Below are 15,101 nucleotides of genomic sequence, written 5' to 3' on the forward strand. Positions count from 1 at the left end.
AGCGCTCCGAAAGAATCGATGAATGTGTCGGTATCAATGCAGCGGCGCGAGCGTGTACTGCGCATCGCTGCGGTCCTGCTGCGCGGGGCGGGAGCACAGGAAGGTGTCCCAGCCCAGGCGGCCGTCATTGCTGTTGTCCAGCGTGCTGCCGGTCACGTCTTGGTGGCGCAGGATCAGCTTGATCTCGAACTCCAGCGTGGTGCCGCACAGGATGGTCAGCATCTTGCGCAGTGCCAGCGCGCCAGAGGCACCGGGCAGGAAATTGCGGTACTGCGCGCGCTTGAGCGGCCCGACCCACAGGCGCACGCGCAGGTCGCGCTGCCACACCCGCGCGCCGGCCAGCGCCGTGGCGCCCAGCACGTTGTTGGTGCTGCCCAGCCGCGTGTACTGCGACGCCGGCACGCGATACCACCCGCCGACGAACTGCTCCACCCGCATCGGCGCCTGGAAGTAATCCGACAGCACACGCTGCAGGTACGCCGCAGACACCGGCCGATGCCGGATCGCCGTGGCATAACCGGCCAGCGCTTCGTCGAGGATCGGCCCCGGCGTGGTGGAAAGATCGCGGCGCAGCGTCTTGTCAGCCGCACCCGCCAGCGATAGCAGCAGCGGCAGGTAATGCTTGCTGCTGTCGACTTCGTACTGGAACGGCAGGCGGTATTTCTTCCACGCCAGGTAGAACAGCGCCGTTGCCCGGTTCGAGAAGATGTCGAAGAACGCACGTGCAGCGCGGTCGCGCCACAGGCTTTCGCGCTCCGCCACAATTTCGGTGTAGCGCAGCGGCAAGGCACCTTGGCCGCCCAGCATGCCGAAGAACGTGGGCGTGATCGCCAGCGAATCGAGTGCGCCCTCTTCCAGCGCAGCGATGAACGCGGTATCGGTTTCGAGCATCTCGGCGGTAATGCCCTCGGCCTCGATGTGCTGCAGTTCGCTGGGCGGAAACGAGAGCGACAGCGTGTTACGAAAGCTCAGGCGCGTGGCCAGTGCCTGCTCGGGCGCCATGCCGCCTTCGCGCGCAAACAGCTGCTCCAGCAACCGCACGGCTTGGAAGAACTGGTACCGGTGCGGCTGCTGGAGCAGCCGCCGGATCACACCAGGATCGATTCGCCGCTGCGGGGTGCGCATTTGACCAATTCCTTGCCGCTGCGGCGCGAGACCGCAATCAACTGCACAAAGCTGTTCATGTGGACGTACAGGCCGAAAAAGTGGTCCAGCACACGGATGAACCGGTGCATGCCGGTGCCCACAAAGGCGTCTTCATCCAGCGTGAGGCGCACTTCCAAGCCGCGCACGAAGGTGGCGAACGGCTTGCCGGCCAGCCACTGCGTCGCCGGTTGGTAGTCCAGGGCAACGATGCCCTCGATCTGCCGTGCCGAGATCGCGTTGCGCGGCAGATCGTGCAGACGCAGCATCTCTTTCAACGTCGGCAGACCGTTCTGCACGAGCGACAGATGGTTGAGCGCCAGCAGCGAGATTAAACGCCATTGCGCCGCCCGTCCGCCGCCAAACCGCATCGACGGCGTCGGCTTGCGCAGGAAGGTGATGTTGCGGGCGATGGAGCTGCCTTCCATCGACAGATCACCATCGGGCTGCCCGAACGCCAGCGTCGAAGGCAGGTCGCGGTTCGTGCAGGTGACGGTCAGGCTCAGCGTATCCGTCTGCGGGCTGGCGGGGTCGAACTGCGTATCGACGATGGAGATTTCAGTTTCGAAACCCGGGCTGCGCTGCGCAATCAGCTCGTTGCGGCGTGCCAGCCAATAATGGCCCGCGCGGCCGGGCTCTTCCCCGTGATGGAGGGAGTAGAACGGCCGGAACTCCGTGACCTTTTCGTGTGCCGCGGTCTCGCGCACCAGTTGCACGTTGTCGATGGAATAAATGTCAAAGCCGTGCGCGCGACGGCTGTCGGCCACCACTGGGTAGGCGCTGGCCGTATGTTCGATGCGGATCGGGTCGGCCTTCTGCTGGAACAGATTGACCACGGGCGTGCAATGCAGGCGCAGGTGCTCCGGCTGCAGGTTCTCGAGCAGGCGTGCGGCGTGCGAATCGCTGCGCACGTCTTTCAGCACCAGATGCAGCGTCAGACGGCGCACCGGCACGCCCGGCGTCAGGCCGCGTCGCAATGCAGCCAGGTCGATGTCGAAGAAGTTGAATTTCTCGGCAAAGCTGAAGTGCTCGGTCAACAGCCGATAGGCCGGGTGCGAGCGTGCCGGGCAATCGATCAGGGATTCGTCTTCGGTAAAACCGACTTCGTGCAAAGGCACGGAAATCAGGCGCTTCCAGACGCCTGCGCGTTCAGCTTCAACATAGCCAGCCGCGGTATGCAGGAACAGCGCGTCACCGAGCGCAGCCACGAAAGACGGCTCGCCGTCCATATAGACGCGCAGTTTGTCCAGTGGCAGCGATTCAAAACCGCCGCGCTCGCCCACGTATTCGAGCGTGATGGCAATGGCGCCCGTCGCGCCTTTGGGCAATTGCACGGCCGCCGGCGCCGACACTGCGCGCTCGAACGTCGCGCCGGCAACGCGCACCGGCGCGAACGTGACGTCGTATGCCGTGCGGAAACGGCATTCGACCTTGCGCACCACGCGTGTGGTGAGAAATGTGCCGCGCGCAATCGTGACCGGCGCGCTCAGTTGCGCAGCCACGCCGCGCACATCGAAATGCGCCACCGAGCACGATGGAAAGGGCCGCAGGTAGTGCGGATACAGCACCTCCAGCAGCGCCTCGGTAAATTCTGGGTAGTCGTCGTCGAGCTTCTTGCTGACGCGTGCGGTCAGGAAGGCAAACGACTCGATCATCCGCTCGACATGCGGATCGTCGCAGCCGTCGCCCGACATGGCAAGGCGGCCGGCGATCTTCGGATACCGCTCGGCGAAGTCGCGCGAGTACCGGCGCAGGAAGGCCAGTTCTCGTTCGTAATAAGGCAGCAGCTCTTCCATTCTTCGTGGCGGTCCGGTGGCGATCCTGCGGGTGCTTCAGCGTATTGCGGGTGGTGCGTTTGTGCAGGTCCGTGCAATCTCAGCCGCGTCCGCGCGAAACGGAATACCGCAGCGTCGATGGTTGCAGCATGGCGTCAAAACTCACGGGCTCGCGAGCGGGCCCCACCAGCAGCACCGCGCTGATCCCAAAGCACAAGGCGTTGGTCGCGCGCTCGTTGATCTCCAGCGACACATTCACATGCTGCAAACGCGGCTCGTGCCGCTCGATCGCCTTGGTGAGCGACTGGCAGATGTAGTTGCGGTCGTAGAAACTGGCCAGGCTCAGGCCGGAAAAATCGTTCAGGCCATACGTGAGCAACGACCGCTTGCATTCCGGCAAGCCGTGCAAGTCGTCCTCTTCCAACACGATGCGCGTGTTGAGCAAGGATTCAATATCGCGTGCCACGGTGCTCTTGAGTTCTTCCAGCGAGAGCTGGCGCAATGCCGTGGGCATGGGCGCGTGCGGCTCGTCGTCGAAGAGCTTGTCGAGCAGGCTGGGTTCGAAGCCTTTCATATGCTGCTAGAAAACAAGATGCCGCAGCACGGCGGCTGCGGCTCTTGTCATCAGGAGAACACCAAACGTTAAACCGAGTAGGTCTTGTCGTTCTTGGTGAGGCTCCAGGCGCCTTGCGAGTTGCCGCCTTGGCCGCCGGCGCTCTTCTGCTGCGTGTACTTCCACTGCACAGCGGCGTAGCGCAGGCTGAACGTGTCGGTCGGAATGCCCTGGGCGACCACTTGCGAATCGACTTCGCTCAGGATGGCGTTCTTCAGCTTGACTTCGAGGTACTTCACGCGGTTGCCTTCGCCATCTGCGCGGAAGAATTCGATGGTCACTTCACCGAAGGTCGTGCCGCCCGAAGCGTGCTGGTACAGCAGCGGGCTGACGACGTCCAGATCCTTCGTGAAGACCATGTCGCGGTGCTCGCAACGCTCAGCCGTGTGGCCGCCGGCGGTCGAAGCCGTGGCCGAACGCGGTTGGCTGATGGCCTGCGACCAGCTGTTGATTTCGATCCAGTCCTTGTGATCCTTGTCTTGCGACTCCCCCTTGATTGCCGGGCTGTCGAACTTGACGTAGATATCCTTCATACAGAGACCCTCTTCAATAGATTGGTTGTTGGTACTGCAACGGGTAACGAGCGTAACGGGTGGTTATGCCCGAACATTCCCCCCCGGGGAGAGTCCGGTCAGGAATTACGAGTTGGCCGACTTGGGCAGATCCGCCACCAAACGCAGCGAGATCGACAGTTCATCGAGCTGGAAATGCGGCCGCAGGAACGCCACCGAACGGTACGTGCCCGGCTTGCCCGGCACTTCCGCCACCTGGATCGACGCCTCGCGCAGCGGGAATTGCGCCTTCTGTTCTTGCGTGGCGTTGTCGTCCAGCAGCACGTACTGCGAAATCCAGCGGTTCAGGAACGTCTCAACGTTCTTGGCCGAGGCAAAGCTGCCGATCTTGTCGCGCATCATCGCTTTCAGGTAATGCGCCACGCGCGATACCGAGAAGATGTACTGCAGCTGCGCAGACAGGACCGCATTGGCGTTTGCACTGTCGGAGTCATACTTCTTGGCCTTCTGCGCCGACTGTGCGGCGAAGAACGCGGCGTAGTCCGTGTTCTTGCAATGCACGAGCGGGATGAAGCCGAGGTCGCTCAACTCCTTCTCGCGGCGGTCGGTGATGGCGATCTCGGTCGGGCACTTGAGTGCGATTTCGCCGTCGTCTGTCTTGAAGGTGTGCGTCGGCAGGTCTTCGACCAGGCCGCCACCTTCCACACCGCGGATGGCAGCACACCAGCCGAAGTCGTCAAACGCCGCAGTCAAGCGTGCGCCGAACGCCCAGGCGGCGTTGCACCACAGGTATTTGCTGTGATCGGTGCCGTCCACGTCTTCAACAAAGTTGAAGCTCTCGACCACGGTGCCGTCCTTCGGGTTGTACGGCAGACGGCCCAGGAAACGCGGCAAGGTCAGACCGACGTAGCGCGAATCTTCCGAGTCACGGAACGACTTCCACTTGGCGTATTCGACCGTGTCGAACACCTTGGCCAGGTCACGCGGCTTGCCCAGGTCGGCAAAGGATTCCAGGCCCAGCAGCTCAGGCGATGACGACGCAATGAACGGCGCATGCGATGCCGCTGCCACGTGCGCCATCTGCTCGATGAAGTACATGTCTTCAGGCTGACGCGTGACTTCGTAGTCGCCAATCAGTGCACCAAACGGGGCACCGCCAAAGGTGCCGAATTCTTCTTCGTAGACCTTCTTGAACAGCGCGCTCTGATCAAACTCGATGGCGGTCTTGAAGTCCTTCGTCAGATCGCGCTTGGTCGCGTTGAGCGCCTTGATCTTGATCGTCTGGCCGGTACTCGTTTCCTTGACCAGATAGTTCAACCCGCGCCAGGTGGATTCCAGCTTCTGGAATTCCGGCGCGTGCATGATTGCGCTCAGTTGCTGCGAGATCAGGCGATCCAGCTCGGCCACGCGTGCATCGAGGGTGGCCGACAGATTGTCGGACACCACCACGGTGCCACTCAGCACCTGGCTGGCCAGCTCGCCAATGATGTCTTTCGCGCGCTCACGCTCGGAGTCGGACTTGGCGACGCGGCTTTGCTCTACGATGCTGTCCAGCAGGCTCACCTCTTCCGCAACCGAGGCGCCCTGCGCAGCGGATTGGTTCTCAAGCATCCTCGCCCCCGTTTTGCTTGGCGCCCAGCTTCTTCGCGTTTTCGGTGTTCTTCAGCACTTCCGACAGCAGGTCTTCGAGCTTGTCGTTACCGGCCATCTTGTTGCGCAGGTCAGCCAGCTTGGAGCGGGCTTCGAGCAGCTTGCGCAGCGGCTCAACCTGCTCGACAACGGCTTCGGGGCTGAAGTCTTCGAGCGAGCGGAACTTCAGGTCGACGCCAAAACGGCCGCCGTCTTCCGTCAGTGTGTTCGGCACCTGGAACGCCGCACGCGGCTCCACGCCCTTCATCACTTCGTCGAAGTTGTCGCGGTCGATGTTGACGAACTTGCGGTCGCGCAGCTTGGGTTGCTGCACTTCGGACTGGCCCGACAGGTCAGCCACCACGCCCACCACGAATGGCAGCTCTTTCGTCTCGATTGCGTCGCCGATTTCGACGTCATACGTCAATTGCACACGCGGCGGACGCACCTTCTGCAGACGCTTCTGTACGCTTTCTTTCTTGGCCATCACGTTCCTCCAGGAATGCGAACCAGCGCTGTGCTTAACGCAGTGCGCCGAACGGGTCTGCGCTGCCGCTGGCAGCACCGGTGGCTGCTGCAGGCGCAGCAGTGGTGCCATGCTCGGCGGCCGGCGCTGCGCGGCGGACAACACGCGCGGGGCGGCGCACCGGCTGCTTGGCGACCGGCTGCTCACCCGGGAACAGGACTTGTTCGCCCAGCGTGTCGCGCAGCATCTTGGCAAGCACCTGCGCGTCGGTCTTCACGTCACCGGCCAGCGCGCTGTCGGCACGCAGCTCCTGCAGCGAACGGCGCGCCACGCGCAGGCCGCTCACCGCCAGGATGCTCTTGGCCTGGCGATCAGCGTTGTCACGCTGCAGGGCTTCTTCTGCAGCCAGGATGGCCTGGGGGTATTTCTCTGCGCCGAACTGGATCTGCGCGATGCGCACCCATGGCTCGTCACGGGTCGGGTTCTGCTTGGCGATCTGCTGGTACAGATCAATGGCCTTGTCCTGCTGGCCACCCTTGGCCGCAGCTTCCGCCTCCGACATGCTCTTGCCGAAGGCCTCGTCGGTTTGGGGTCCGGGGTTATTGGTCGCACAACCCGCAAAGAGCGCGGTGGCAGCAGCCAGCACGATGAAGGAACGGAGAACGGAAGTAGACGAGGATTTGGCCACGGCGAGACTCTTCAAAGTTTCAAAGCGGTGTGTCGATACCCAATCAAATTCGCCGGAATTGACGAGTTAATTGTTGGTCTCGACTGGCGCGAAATAGTACACTCCGCTCGTTGCCGTTGACAACCAAAAACGGATTATTAAGGAACCGAAACATCCTTTGTATTCAGTACCTTAGCGCCACATCCGGCAACAATCTCCGATTATTAAGAAACCGAAACATTCTTTCGATTTACTTTATTAAGAAACCGAAACAATTCGCCACCCCTTTAGTGGAACAGGCGCAGCAGCAGTCAAACAAAGAGAATTAAGTAATTCAGAAATCAGGCATGAAGATGATGAAATTCGATGCTGCTTGGGGGCAAGCGGCAAGGCAGCCGGGCTGCGGCCGCCTTCTGAAGCACTCTCTGAAGCACCGTCTCGCAGGGGCGCTCAAGCTGATGCTGGTAAGCGCCACCGTGGTGGCGTTGGCCGCCTGCTCCACCGGTGCGAGCGTGCTGGCCGGCGCGGCCAACGGTGCGCTGGAAGCGATGGGGCTCAAATCGTCGAACCTGCCCGATGCACAGAAGCCGCCGCGCGAAGTGCCGCTCAAGATGACGGCGGGCAATAACCTGAACGCCGCCAACGACCGCCGTCCGGTAGCGGTAGTGGTGCGCCTGTATTCATTGAAAGACCCGACCAGCTTCCTGCAGGCGCCGTATGACACCTTCATCGACCCGGCGCGTGAGAAGCAAACGCTGGGCGCCGATCTGGTCAACGTGCGCGAGATGACGCTGATCCCAGGCCAGCGCTACGACTTCACCGAGAAGGTCTCGCGCGAAGCAACCACGCTGGGCATCGTGGCGCTGTTCCGCAGCCCCGCGTCACAGCGCTGGAAGTTTGCTTTCAACACCGAGAAGAACGAGAAGTCGGGCATCGTGATCGGGCTGCACGCCTGTGCCATGACGGTCACGTCCGGCACGCTGACCACCCCCGCCGGCACCACGCCGCTGACTGATCTGAACCTGCTCTCCCCCGCGGTGTGCGGTAGCTGAACAACAAGGGCCAACGTGAGTTACTCCGCAAAGATTCTCTGGGGCGAAGGGCTGTTCCTGCGTCCGCAGCACTTCCAGCGTCAGGACGCGTATCACGAATCGCGCCTGCACGCGACCGCGCAAGTCATCCAGCCGTACGGATGGGGCATCCGCCATGCGCGCTTCGATACCGATGCGCTGGCCAGCGGCGTGCTGCGCGTGATTGAGCTGTCGCTGTTCTTTCCCGACGGCGAGTTGTACTTCGCTCCACAGGCCGACGCGCTTCCGCCGCCGTTGGTGCTCGACGCCATTCCGGCTGGCGTGTCGGAGCTGACCTTCCATATCGCGCTGTATCCGCTGCAAGACAACGGCGGCAACTATCGCGAGCAGATCGAGGGCGCATCTGTGTCACGCTTTGTCGGCACGGAAGAGGAAACGGCCGACCTGTATACGGAGGCCGAACCCGCCGCTATTACGTATCTGAAGAAGTCGGTCAAGCTGATTGCCGAAACGGAGCCGCGCGAGCAGTTCATCTCGCTGCCCGTGGTGCGTGTGCGGCGTACCGGCACCGGCGGCTTTGAGCTGGACGAGAGCTTTGTCGCGCCCAGCATGGCGATCAACGCCTCGGCCGTGCTGTATCAGCGCCTGCGCCGCCTGCTCGACGCGCTGCAGGCCAAGGTCAACGCGCTGTACGGCTTCCACCGCGAGCCGACCAAGAACATCATCGAATTCCGCTCCGGCGACATTGCATCCTTCTGGCTGCTGCATACGGCCAATGCGGCCTTTGCGGCGCTGTCGCATCTGTATCACCACCCCGACCTGCACCCTGAGCGGCTCTTCCAGGAAATGCTGCGCCTGGCCGGCGCGCTCATGACGTTCACCAAGAGCTACACGCTGGCCGACCTACCCGCCTACGATCACGACAATCCGGGCCCGGTGTTTGCCAAGCTCGACACGATCGTGCGCGAGCTGCTCGATACCGTCATCTCCACGCGCTACTTTGCGATTGCCCTGGAAGAGACGCGCCCGTCGTTCCACCTCGGCCGCATCGACTCCGGCAAGATCGACGACCAGACCAGCTTCTACCTGTCGGTGTCGGCAGACATGCCCGCAGCCGAACTGGTGGAAGCAATTCCGGCGCGCTTCAAGGTCGGCGCCCCAGACGACGTGGAAAAGCTCGTGCTGTCGTCCATGCCCGGCGTGCCGCTCACCTACACGCCGCAGGTGCCCCCCGCCATTCCGGTGCGCCCGGGCGCGTGCTACTTCGCCGTTGAAGCGCGGGGCATGCTGTACGAACGCATGCTGCAGGCGCAGACCCTCACCATCTATGCCCCGGCCGGTATCCGGGAACTCAAACTTGAATTGATCGCGGTGACTTCATGAGCGCTACCTCCACCCCTTCGCTGTTTGGCGGCTCGGCACCGGCAACCGCTGCGGCGGATGCACGTGAATCCAACACGCACGCGCGCACGCTGCTCGACTTGCTGTACGACGGTTTCTTCATGCTGTTCCAGTTGCGCAATGCCCAGCAGCCGACCAGCGCAGAAGATTTCCTCTCGCGCGTACGTGCCTTCCTCGACGATTTCGACCGCGGCGCCAAGCGCCTGAACGTGTCGGCCGAAGACGTGTTCGACGCCAAGTACGCGTTCTGCGCCGCCGTGGACGAAACCATCCTGTCGTCCAACTTTGCGATCCGCCCGGCCTGGGAGCGCCGCCCGCTGCAGCTCGTGCTGTTTGGCGAACAGCTCGCCGGCGAGACCTTCTTCGTCAAGCTTGAAGAGCTGCGTGCACACGGTGCGCCGCGCCTGCAGGCGCTGGAAGTCTTTCACATGTGCCTGCTGCTGGGCTTTCGCGGCAAGTACATCCTCGAAGGCCCGGAGAAACTGGCTTACCTGACCGCACGCCTGGGCGACGAAATTTCCGCCATCAAGGGCAAGCGCGCCGCGTTTGCCCCGCACTGGCCGCTGCCCGACAAGGTCGCGCACATGCTCAAGCGTGAAACGCCGCTGTGGATTTTCGGCGCCGTGTTTGCGCTGATCGGGCTGCTGGGCTTCCTCGGCCTGTCGCACACGCTAAGCACCAAGACCAACGAAACGCTGGAAGGCTATTCGCAGGTCATCAAGCTCGGGCCGCGCTTTTCGCACCTGACGATTTCGCTGCCGTGATGGCCACGATGGGCCGCGTGCCCATCCTCCTGCTGAACCGCAACACGAACCCCAGCGCGACGCTGTTCCGATGAAGCCTTTGTCCAACCTGCCGGCCGCCGTGCCACAAGCCGTCCTGGGCGCGCTGCTCGGGCAGCAGACCCGCCAGATCACGCTTGAGACGGCGCTCGCTTCCGACAACCTGGTCGTGGAGCGCTTTACCGCCACCGAAGCGGTGTCGGCCTCGTTCGTCCTGCATATCGATTGCCTGAGCCCATCGGCGCATCTGGATACCGCCAAGCTGGCTTCGCAGGAAGTCACGCTGCGCCTGGTGCAAGCCGACGGCAAGCGGCGCGCGTGGCACGGTTACGTGGCCGACTGCGCATCGCTTGGTGGCGACGGCGGTCTCGCGCGCTACCGCCTGCGCGTCGTGCCGTGGCTGGATCGGCTGCGCACGCGCAGCGATTGCTTCGTCTATCAGGACAAGACCGCGCTGGAGATCATCGAAGAGGTTTTCAGCGAATATCCCACCGCGCATTACAAGATTGCCGCCACACAGCCGTGTACCAAGCGCTCGATCTGCTGCCAATACCGAGAGACCGACTACGCCTTCGTGATGCGCCTGCTGGCCGAGGAAGGCCTGTCGTTCCGCATTGAACACGAGCAAAGCGACGACAAGCAACAGCAAGGCAGCGCGCAGTCACGTCACACTGTCGTCATCTTCGACAACGATGCGCAACGGCCCGCCTGCCCGCAGCCGGAGATCCGCTTCCACCGCGTTGACGCCACCGAAAGCGACGACGCGATCGAGCGCCTGTCAAACGCGCACAGCGTCGGCACCAACGCAGTGACGCTCGCCTCGTGGGACTACAAGGCCTTGGCCGCCACCAGCGCCCAAGCCAGCGCCAGCGAACCCGGTGGCGAACTGCCGACGCTGGAGCGTTTTGAGGCCTCGGGCTCGTATCAATATACGAATACGCAAGAGGCCAGCCGCGCCGCGCAACTGCGCATGCAGGCGCACGAAGGCGCATACCTGCGCTACGAGGGGCAAGGCAGCGTGCGCCAATTGGGCGCTGGCCAACGCTTTACGCTCACACAGCATTTCGACAGCAAGCACAGCGCGTTCGTCACGCTGCAGGTCGAGCACGAAGCCGCCAACAACCTCGGCGCCGACATCGCGCGTTTGCTCTCCACCACCGAGATCGAATCGGGCAGCTACCGCAATCGTTTCGTCGCTGTGCCGGCAGAGGCGCCCATCGTGCCGCCCTATCGCCGTCGCCCGACGGCGCCTGAGGGCCAGGCCGCCGTGGTCATCGCCGATGACGGCGCGCCGCTTACCACCGACCGCGACCACCGCGTGCGCGTGCGTTTTCCGTGGCTGCGCGCGCCGGAGGCCAATGCGTTTTCCGACCCGTCCAGCAGCGACCGCACGCAGGTCACCGCCTGGGTGCGTGTGGCCAGCGCCAGCGCGGGCCCGAACTGGGGCGGCAATCACCTGCCGCGCGCCGGCACGCAGGTCCTGCTGACGTTTATCGACGGCGATATCGATCGTCCGATGATCGCCATGCAGCTGCACAACACGCAGGACGCCCTGCCCTGGGCCCCTGCCGATGCGCCGCTTGGGCAAGCCCTTTCCGGCTGGCATTCGCAGGGCCTCGGCGGCGATGGCTACAACCAGTGGGTCGTCGACGATCATCCCGGCCAGTTGCGCACCCGCCTGGCCAGCTCCACCGCCAACAGCCAGCTGAACCTCGGCTATGTCACCTCGCACGGCGCCACAGGCGGAGACCGCGGCAGCTGGCGCGGCACTGGCGCCGAACTGCGCACCGATGCCTGGGCCGTGGTGCGCGCGGGCGCGGGCCTGCTGCTCTCGACCACCGCGCGCGCGCAAGCCGCCGGCACGCTGCTCGACGCCCATGAAGCGCGCGGGCAACTCACCGCCGCGCAGCAGACTGCACAGCGCTTGTCCGACGCGGCCTCCAGCCAGCAAGCGCTGCCGCTGGCCGCCAACGAAGCCTTCGAGCCGATTGACAAAGCGCTCGACCCTGCGCAGGACGGCAAGTACCCCAGCAACGTCAACGGCCAGGACTCTCAGCAGCCAGTCGACAAATTTGGCCAGCCGCTGCTGGTGACGGAATCGCCATCCACCATCGCGCTCACCTCGCAAGCCACGACCACCGTCTACGCGGGGCGGCATTTGCACGGCACCGCGCAGGCTGACTGGCACCTCGCGGCAGGCAATGTCATCGCAGCGGCGGCGGCCAAAGGCGTGAGCCTATTTGCTCAACGCAATGGTGTGCGCGTGATTGCCGAAGGCGGGCCGGTGTCGATCCAGGCGCATACCGATGCGCTGGCCGTGCTGGCAGACAAGGCGGTTACCGTGACCTCGTCCGCCGATTCAGTCGAGATCCTCGCGCAGCAGAACATCGTGCTGCACGGCGGGGATTCGTTGATCCGGCTGGAAGGGAATGCGGTGACGTTTGAGACATCTGGGTTGCTGTCGGTGAAGGGGGCTGGGCATCCGTTTGAGGGGCCTGGGGGGCAGGCGGCGGCGTTGCCGGCGTTGCCTGTGGGGTTGCTCGGACCTATTGCGGTTTATGACGAACAGATCCAGTTTGTTAATCAGCGAGGCGATGTACTTTCGAATGTCAGCTACAAACTCCAGCTGCAGGATGGGACTACAGTTTCTGGCGTCACCGATGATGGTGGTAAAACGCAACGCATTGCCACTGACCGACCAGTTCCCATTCAAACAGCTACGTTGACTCCCACACAACACGTCGATTGTTGCGGAATAACCAACACGAATCCACCGGAAGAATTGAAGGTTGATTTGTCCGGCGTAAAAACCAACGACACAGAGGTCGGCTCCTCCGTTAAGAAGGTTACGGTAAAGGGTGACGAGCGCCCCTTGACGGAAGGTGAAATCGAGATGGCCAAAACCGTATTCAAAGACAGCGTGGATTACAGTCGAGTACGAGTTCATCGGGGTAGTTACTTCTGGTTTGACTTGCAAAGTAAAGATACCGCGGTCACCCCGAATGGAAACATGTACTTCCGGGATGAAGATTTCGTCGAGGATTTCTCTCAAGACCCAAATGAGAAGCAGAAACGTACCGTAAACATGAACCGCGCGTGGTTCATGCACGAAATGACGCATGTTTGGCAGTACCAAAAAGGATACTCTGTCCGCTTGCATGGCTTGACAGTGACCATTCGAGGGAACAGCGCCTACCGTTATCAGATTGAGCCGAACCAGGTTTTTAGCGACTACAACATGGAGCAGCAGGGCAACCTGGTTTCAGACTATTTTGCCCTCTGTATATTGAAAGACTATGGAGCCGTCATTCACGCCGGAAATGTTGGTACACCAAACCAACTAAGGCAGGTGCTTGACCCTCTTTTGAAAGATCCAGACAATGCATCGAATCTTCCGAAATAAAGCTGCCGGACTCCTCTCTTTTTTCTTCATTTCGTCGTGTAGCTTCGCTACTTCGAAGGGTTCGATCGGGCTCGCAATTAAACAAACAGGTGACTCGCCCGTCGTATGTCTTGCGGCGGCTGATGAGAATGGAAATCAACCTGTTCGGATCCATTTCGTCGGCGTTTCTCATGCAACGGGGTCTTTTGGAAGTGAGTCATACTGGCAGGTCGAGGTTCCGGAATCCTCGAAACCGCTTTATCTGAAGCGCGGCGAGTGCCTCACCTATGGCCAGGCTATCGCGGGCGCCAATATTCTGACGGAACCCAAAAAGCTCCAGCCCGGCGTGCTGTATGGAATCGGCCTTGTTCCGTACGACGCCGACGCGGGCTTCGTCTACGGCGCAAATTTTTGCTTGATGCGTCAACCCAACGGAAAGTTAAAAGTGGTTGATCCCGCAATTGAACATGGCGTTTGCCCTGCCAGGTAGCTCCCTTCTACTTAACGATAAGAGCATAAAGACGAACGCTGAGGCGCAGACCCTGGTGGAACAAACGATCGCTCAGTTCCTGCGTGGTAAGTGGCAGAGATATTACGACCCTGAATCGGACGTCCTGTTGACAGGGCGTTCCAGCTTGCTGAATGAGAATGATCAATTCGCACGTTTCCCGCGAACGCAAGAAAAATCGTGTAGAACTGAACAAACGTTTGATCGAGAACGCCCTTAAGCGCGGCGATACAGTGATCAGCCCCGGTACTTCGCACTAACATCGCACACGGTCCCGCAACATCGACCGACTCGCGTCCGTGGCCACATCGCATTCGGCACTTCCATCGTGTGCCCTAGCGAATCCAGCACGTTAAATTCGTTCTCGGCAACTGAGCAGGTCATAGATGTTTTGGCTTCTCTATCTGACCCTTCCTGTCTACGCCGGGGCGCAAGCTGCATCGCACGTCGCACCTAAGCACGGCCTCCTCGCGGGACTCGGTGCCCTGATTGCCGTGATGATCGCCGTACTGGTGCCGCAAACGGCTCTTCTCATCTGGTTGAGCGCCGTGCTGGACCGTCGAAGCAAAGCCAATCCTGAGAATGAACGGGCTGGGACCGCTGTAGAGAGCGCCGACGTCCCGATGCCGGAGAAGACTGGTGCTAGAGCACGCTTTCGCCAGCTAATCGTGTACGGCGAAGAGAGCGGTCGCCAAGCTGCAACACGGCTCATCTATGACCTGTTGCTAAGAATGGTCGCCCAACACGAGGTCGTGGAACAAGACCATGGCGACGCAGGCACCTCAATGGTTTCCGCAAGCGAAGCGGCGGACGGTCTGCGACAGTTGCCGCCGAACGATGTGCTCGTGGTATTCCGTTCGCACGACAAGGCATGGGTGGGCTTCAAATGCGGAAACGACAGCTTCCGCTTTCGGCATCGCGCTGTGGCGAAAGTGATATGCACGGTCATTTATCCGGCCCGCGGCGGCGGCGGATACGACATCACATTTGAATTCCGAGCTTCCCGTAACGATCGCTCATCAGATGCTCGCGGACGCATCGCCCGATACGAATTGCCCTTCGCCAATGAGGCACAGCACGTGAACGCGCTCACTTCGGCGTTCGGTGAGATTGCAGACATGCTCGGCGCCAAGTTTATGTGCCAGCAGTATGCGGATGTCTAGGCTGGCTACTCGCTCTACAGAGTGCGTGG

Annotated in this window: 12 protein-coding genes and 1 pseudogene; 6 read left to right on the forward strand and 7 right to left on the reverse strand. The window is 61.8% G+C overall.

Annotated elements, in window-relative coordinates; genetic code table 11:
• Window positions 1-33: 33 nt before the first annotated feature.
• The 7 genes from tssG to BM136_RS21135 all read right to left on the reverse strand — a co-directional run bounded on the left by tssG (window position 34) and on the right by BM136_RS21135 (window position 6,826).
• Window positions 34-1,125: a type VI secretion system baseplate subunit TssG gene (gene tssG, locus BM136_RS21105; RefSeq protein WP_092975330.1), complete on the reverse strand. Its 1,092-nt coding sequence runs from the start codon at window positions 1,123-1,125 to the stop codon at window positions 34-36.
• Window positions 1,089-2,939, reverse strand: a complete 1,851-nt coding sequence (gene tssF / locus BM136_RS21110) for a type VI secretion system baseplate subunit TssF (protein ID WP_092975333.1) — start codon at window positions 2,937-2,939, stop codon at window positions 1,089-1,091. Before tssF ends, tssG begins: the two co-directional genes overlap by 37 nt.
• A gap of 79 nt (window positions 2,940-3,018) precedes the next feature.
• Window positions 3,019-3,492, reverse strand: a complete 474-nt coding sequence (tssE, locus tag BM136_RS21115) for a type VI secretion system baseplate subunit TssE (protein WP_024978979.1) — start codon at window positions 3,490-3,492, stop codon at window positions 3,019-3,021.
• Between the two features lie 68 nt (window positions 3,493-3,560).
• On the reverse strand, window positions 3,561-4,064 hold the full coding sequence (locus tag BM136_RS21120; protein ID WP_009241815.1) for an Hcp family type VI secretion system effector: 504 nt from the start codon (window positions 4,062-4,064) through the stop codon (window positions 3,561-3,563).
• A gap of 105 nt (window positions 4,065-4,169) precedes the next feature.
• Window positions 4,170-5,654 (reverse strand): type VI secretion system contractile sheath large subunit, encoded by a 1,485-nt coding sequence (gene tssC / locus BM136_RS21125; protein WP_024978980.1) that lies wholly within the window; start codon window positions 5,652-5,654, stop codon window positions 4,170-4,172.
• A complete protein-coding gene (gene tssB / locus BM136_RS21130; protein WP_009241817.1) occupies window positions 5,647-6,159 on the reverse strand; it encodes a type VI secretion system contractile sheath small subunit in 513 nt (170 codons plus the stop codon). The genes tssC and tssB overlap by 8 nt, the downstream gene beginning before the upstream one ends.
• 34 nt (window positions 6,160-6,193) lie before the next feature.
• Window positions 6,194-6,826, reverse strand: coding sequence for an outer membrane protein assembly factor BamD (locus BM136_RS21135; RefSeq protein WP_092975583.1), 633 nt, complete (start codon window positions 6,824-6,826; stop codon window positions 6,194-6,196).
• Between the two features lie 437 nt (window positions 6,827-7,263).
• On the opposite strand from BM136_RS21135, the gene tssJ reads away from it, so the two are divergent.
• The 6 genes and pseudogenes from tssJ to BM136_RS21160 all read left to right on the forward strand — a co-directional run bounded on the left by tssJ (window position 7,264) and on the right by BM136_RS21160 (window position 15,072).
• A complete protein-coding gene (gene tssJ, locus BM136_RS21140; RefSeq protein ID WP_254775731.1) occupies window positions 7,264-7,857 on the forward strand; it encodes a type VI secretion system lipoprotein TssJ in 594 nt (197 codons plus the stop codon).
• Window positions 7,858-7,872: 15 nt separating this feature from the next.
• Window positions 7,873-9,219, forward strand: a complete 1,347-nt coding sequence (gene tssK, locus BM136_RS21145) for a type VI secretion system baseplate subunit TssK (protein ID WP_024978983.1) — start codon at window positions 7,873-7,875, stop codon at window positions 9,217-9,219.
• Window positions 9,216-10,001, forward strand: coding sequence for a type IVB secretion system protein IcmH/DotU (gene icmH / locus BM136_RS21150; RefSeq protein ID WP_092975336.1), 786 nt, complete (start codon window positions 9,216-9,218; stop codon window positions 9,999-10,001). The genes tssK and icmH overlap by 4 nt, the downstream gene beginning before the upstream one ends.
• A gap of 70 nt (window positions 10,002-10,071) precedes the next feature.
• Window positions 10,072-12,561, forward strand: a pseudogene (locus BM136_RS21155) (type VI secretion system Vgr family protein); the annotation flags it as partial.
• Window positions 12,562-13,399: 838 nt separating this feature from the next.
• Window positions 13,400-13,891, forward strand: coding sequence for a hypothetical protein (locus BM136_RS25235; RefSeq protein WP_139219389.1), 492 nt, complete (start codon window positions 13,400-13,402; stop codon window positions 13,889-13,891).
• A 404-nt stretch (window positions 13,892-14,295) separates the two neighbouring features.
• A complete protein-coding gene (locus tag BM136_RS21160) occupies window positions 14,296-15,072 on the forward strand; it encodes a hypothetical protein (protein ID WP_092975342.1) in 777 nt (258 codons plus the stop codon).
• Window positions 15,073-15,101 lie beyond the last annotated feature (29 nt).

It is taken from the genome of Ralstonia sp. NFACC01, assembly GCF_900115545.1.
Lineage (GTDB): Bacteria > Pseudomonadota > Gammaproteobacteria > Burkholderiales > Burkholderiaceae > Ralstonia > Ralstonia mojiangensis.

Coding starts and splice junctions, on each gene's coding strand:
- tssG (WP_092975330.1), bottom strand. CDS start 1,125: ATGCGCACCCCGCAGCGGCGAATCGATCCTGGTGTGATCCGGCGGCTG.
- tssF (WP_092975333.1), bottom strand. CDS start 2,939: ATGGAAGAGCTGCTGCCTTATTACGAACGAGAACTGGCCTTCCTGCGC.
- tssE (WP_024978979.1), bottom strand. CDS start 3,492: ATGAAAGGCTTCGAACCCAGCCTGCTCGACAAGCTCTTCGACGACGAG.
- BM136_RS21120 (WP_009241815.1), bottom strand. CDS start 4,064: ATGAAGGATATCTACGTCAAGTTCGACAGCCCGGCAATCAAGGGGGAG.
- tssC (WP_024978980.1), bottom strand. CDS start 5,654: ATGCTTGAGAACCAATCCGCTGCGCAGGGCGCCTCGGTTGCGGAAGAG.
- tssB (WP_009241817.1), bottom strand. CDS start 6,159: ATGGCCAAGAAAGAAAGCGTACAGAAGCGTCTGCAGAAGGTGCGTCCG.
- tssJ (WP_254775731.1), top strand. CDS start 7,264: ATGCTGGTAAGCGCCACCGTGGTGGCGTTGGCCGCCTGCTCCACCGGT.
- icmH (WP_092975336.1), top strand. CDS start 9,216: ATGAGCGCTACCTCCACCCCTTCGCTGTTTGGCGGCTCGGCACCGGCA.
- BM136_RS25235 (WP_139219389.1), top strand. CDS start 13,400: ATGCATCGAATCTTCCGAAATAAAGCTGCCGGACTCCTCTCTTTTTTC.
- BM136_RS21160 (WP_092975342.1), top strand. CDS start 14,296: ATGTTTTGGCTTCTCTATCTGACCCTTCCTGTCTACGCCGGGGCGCAA.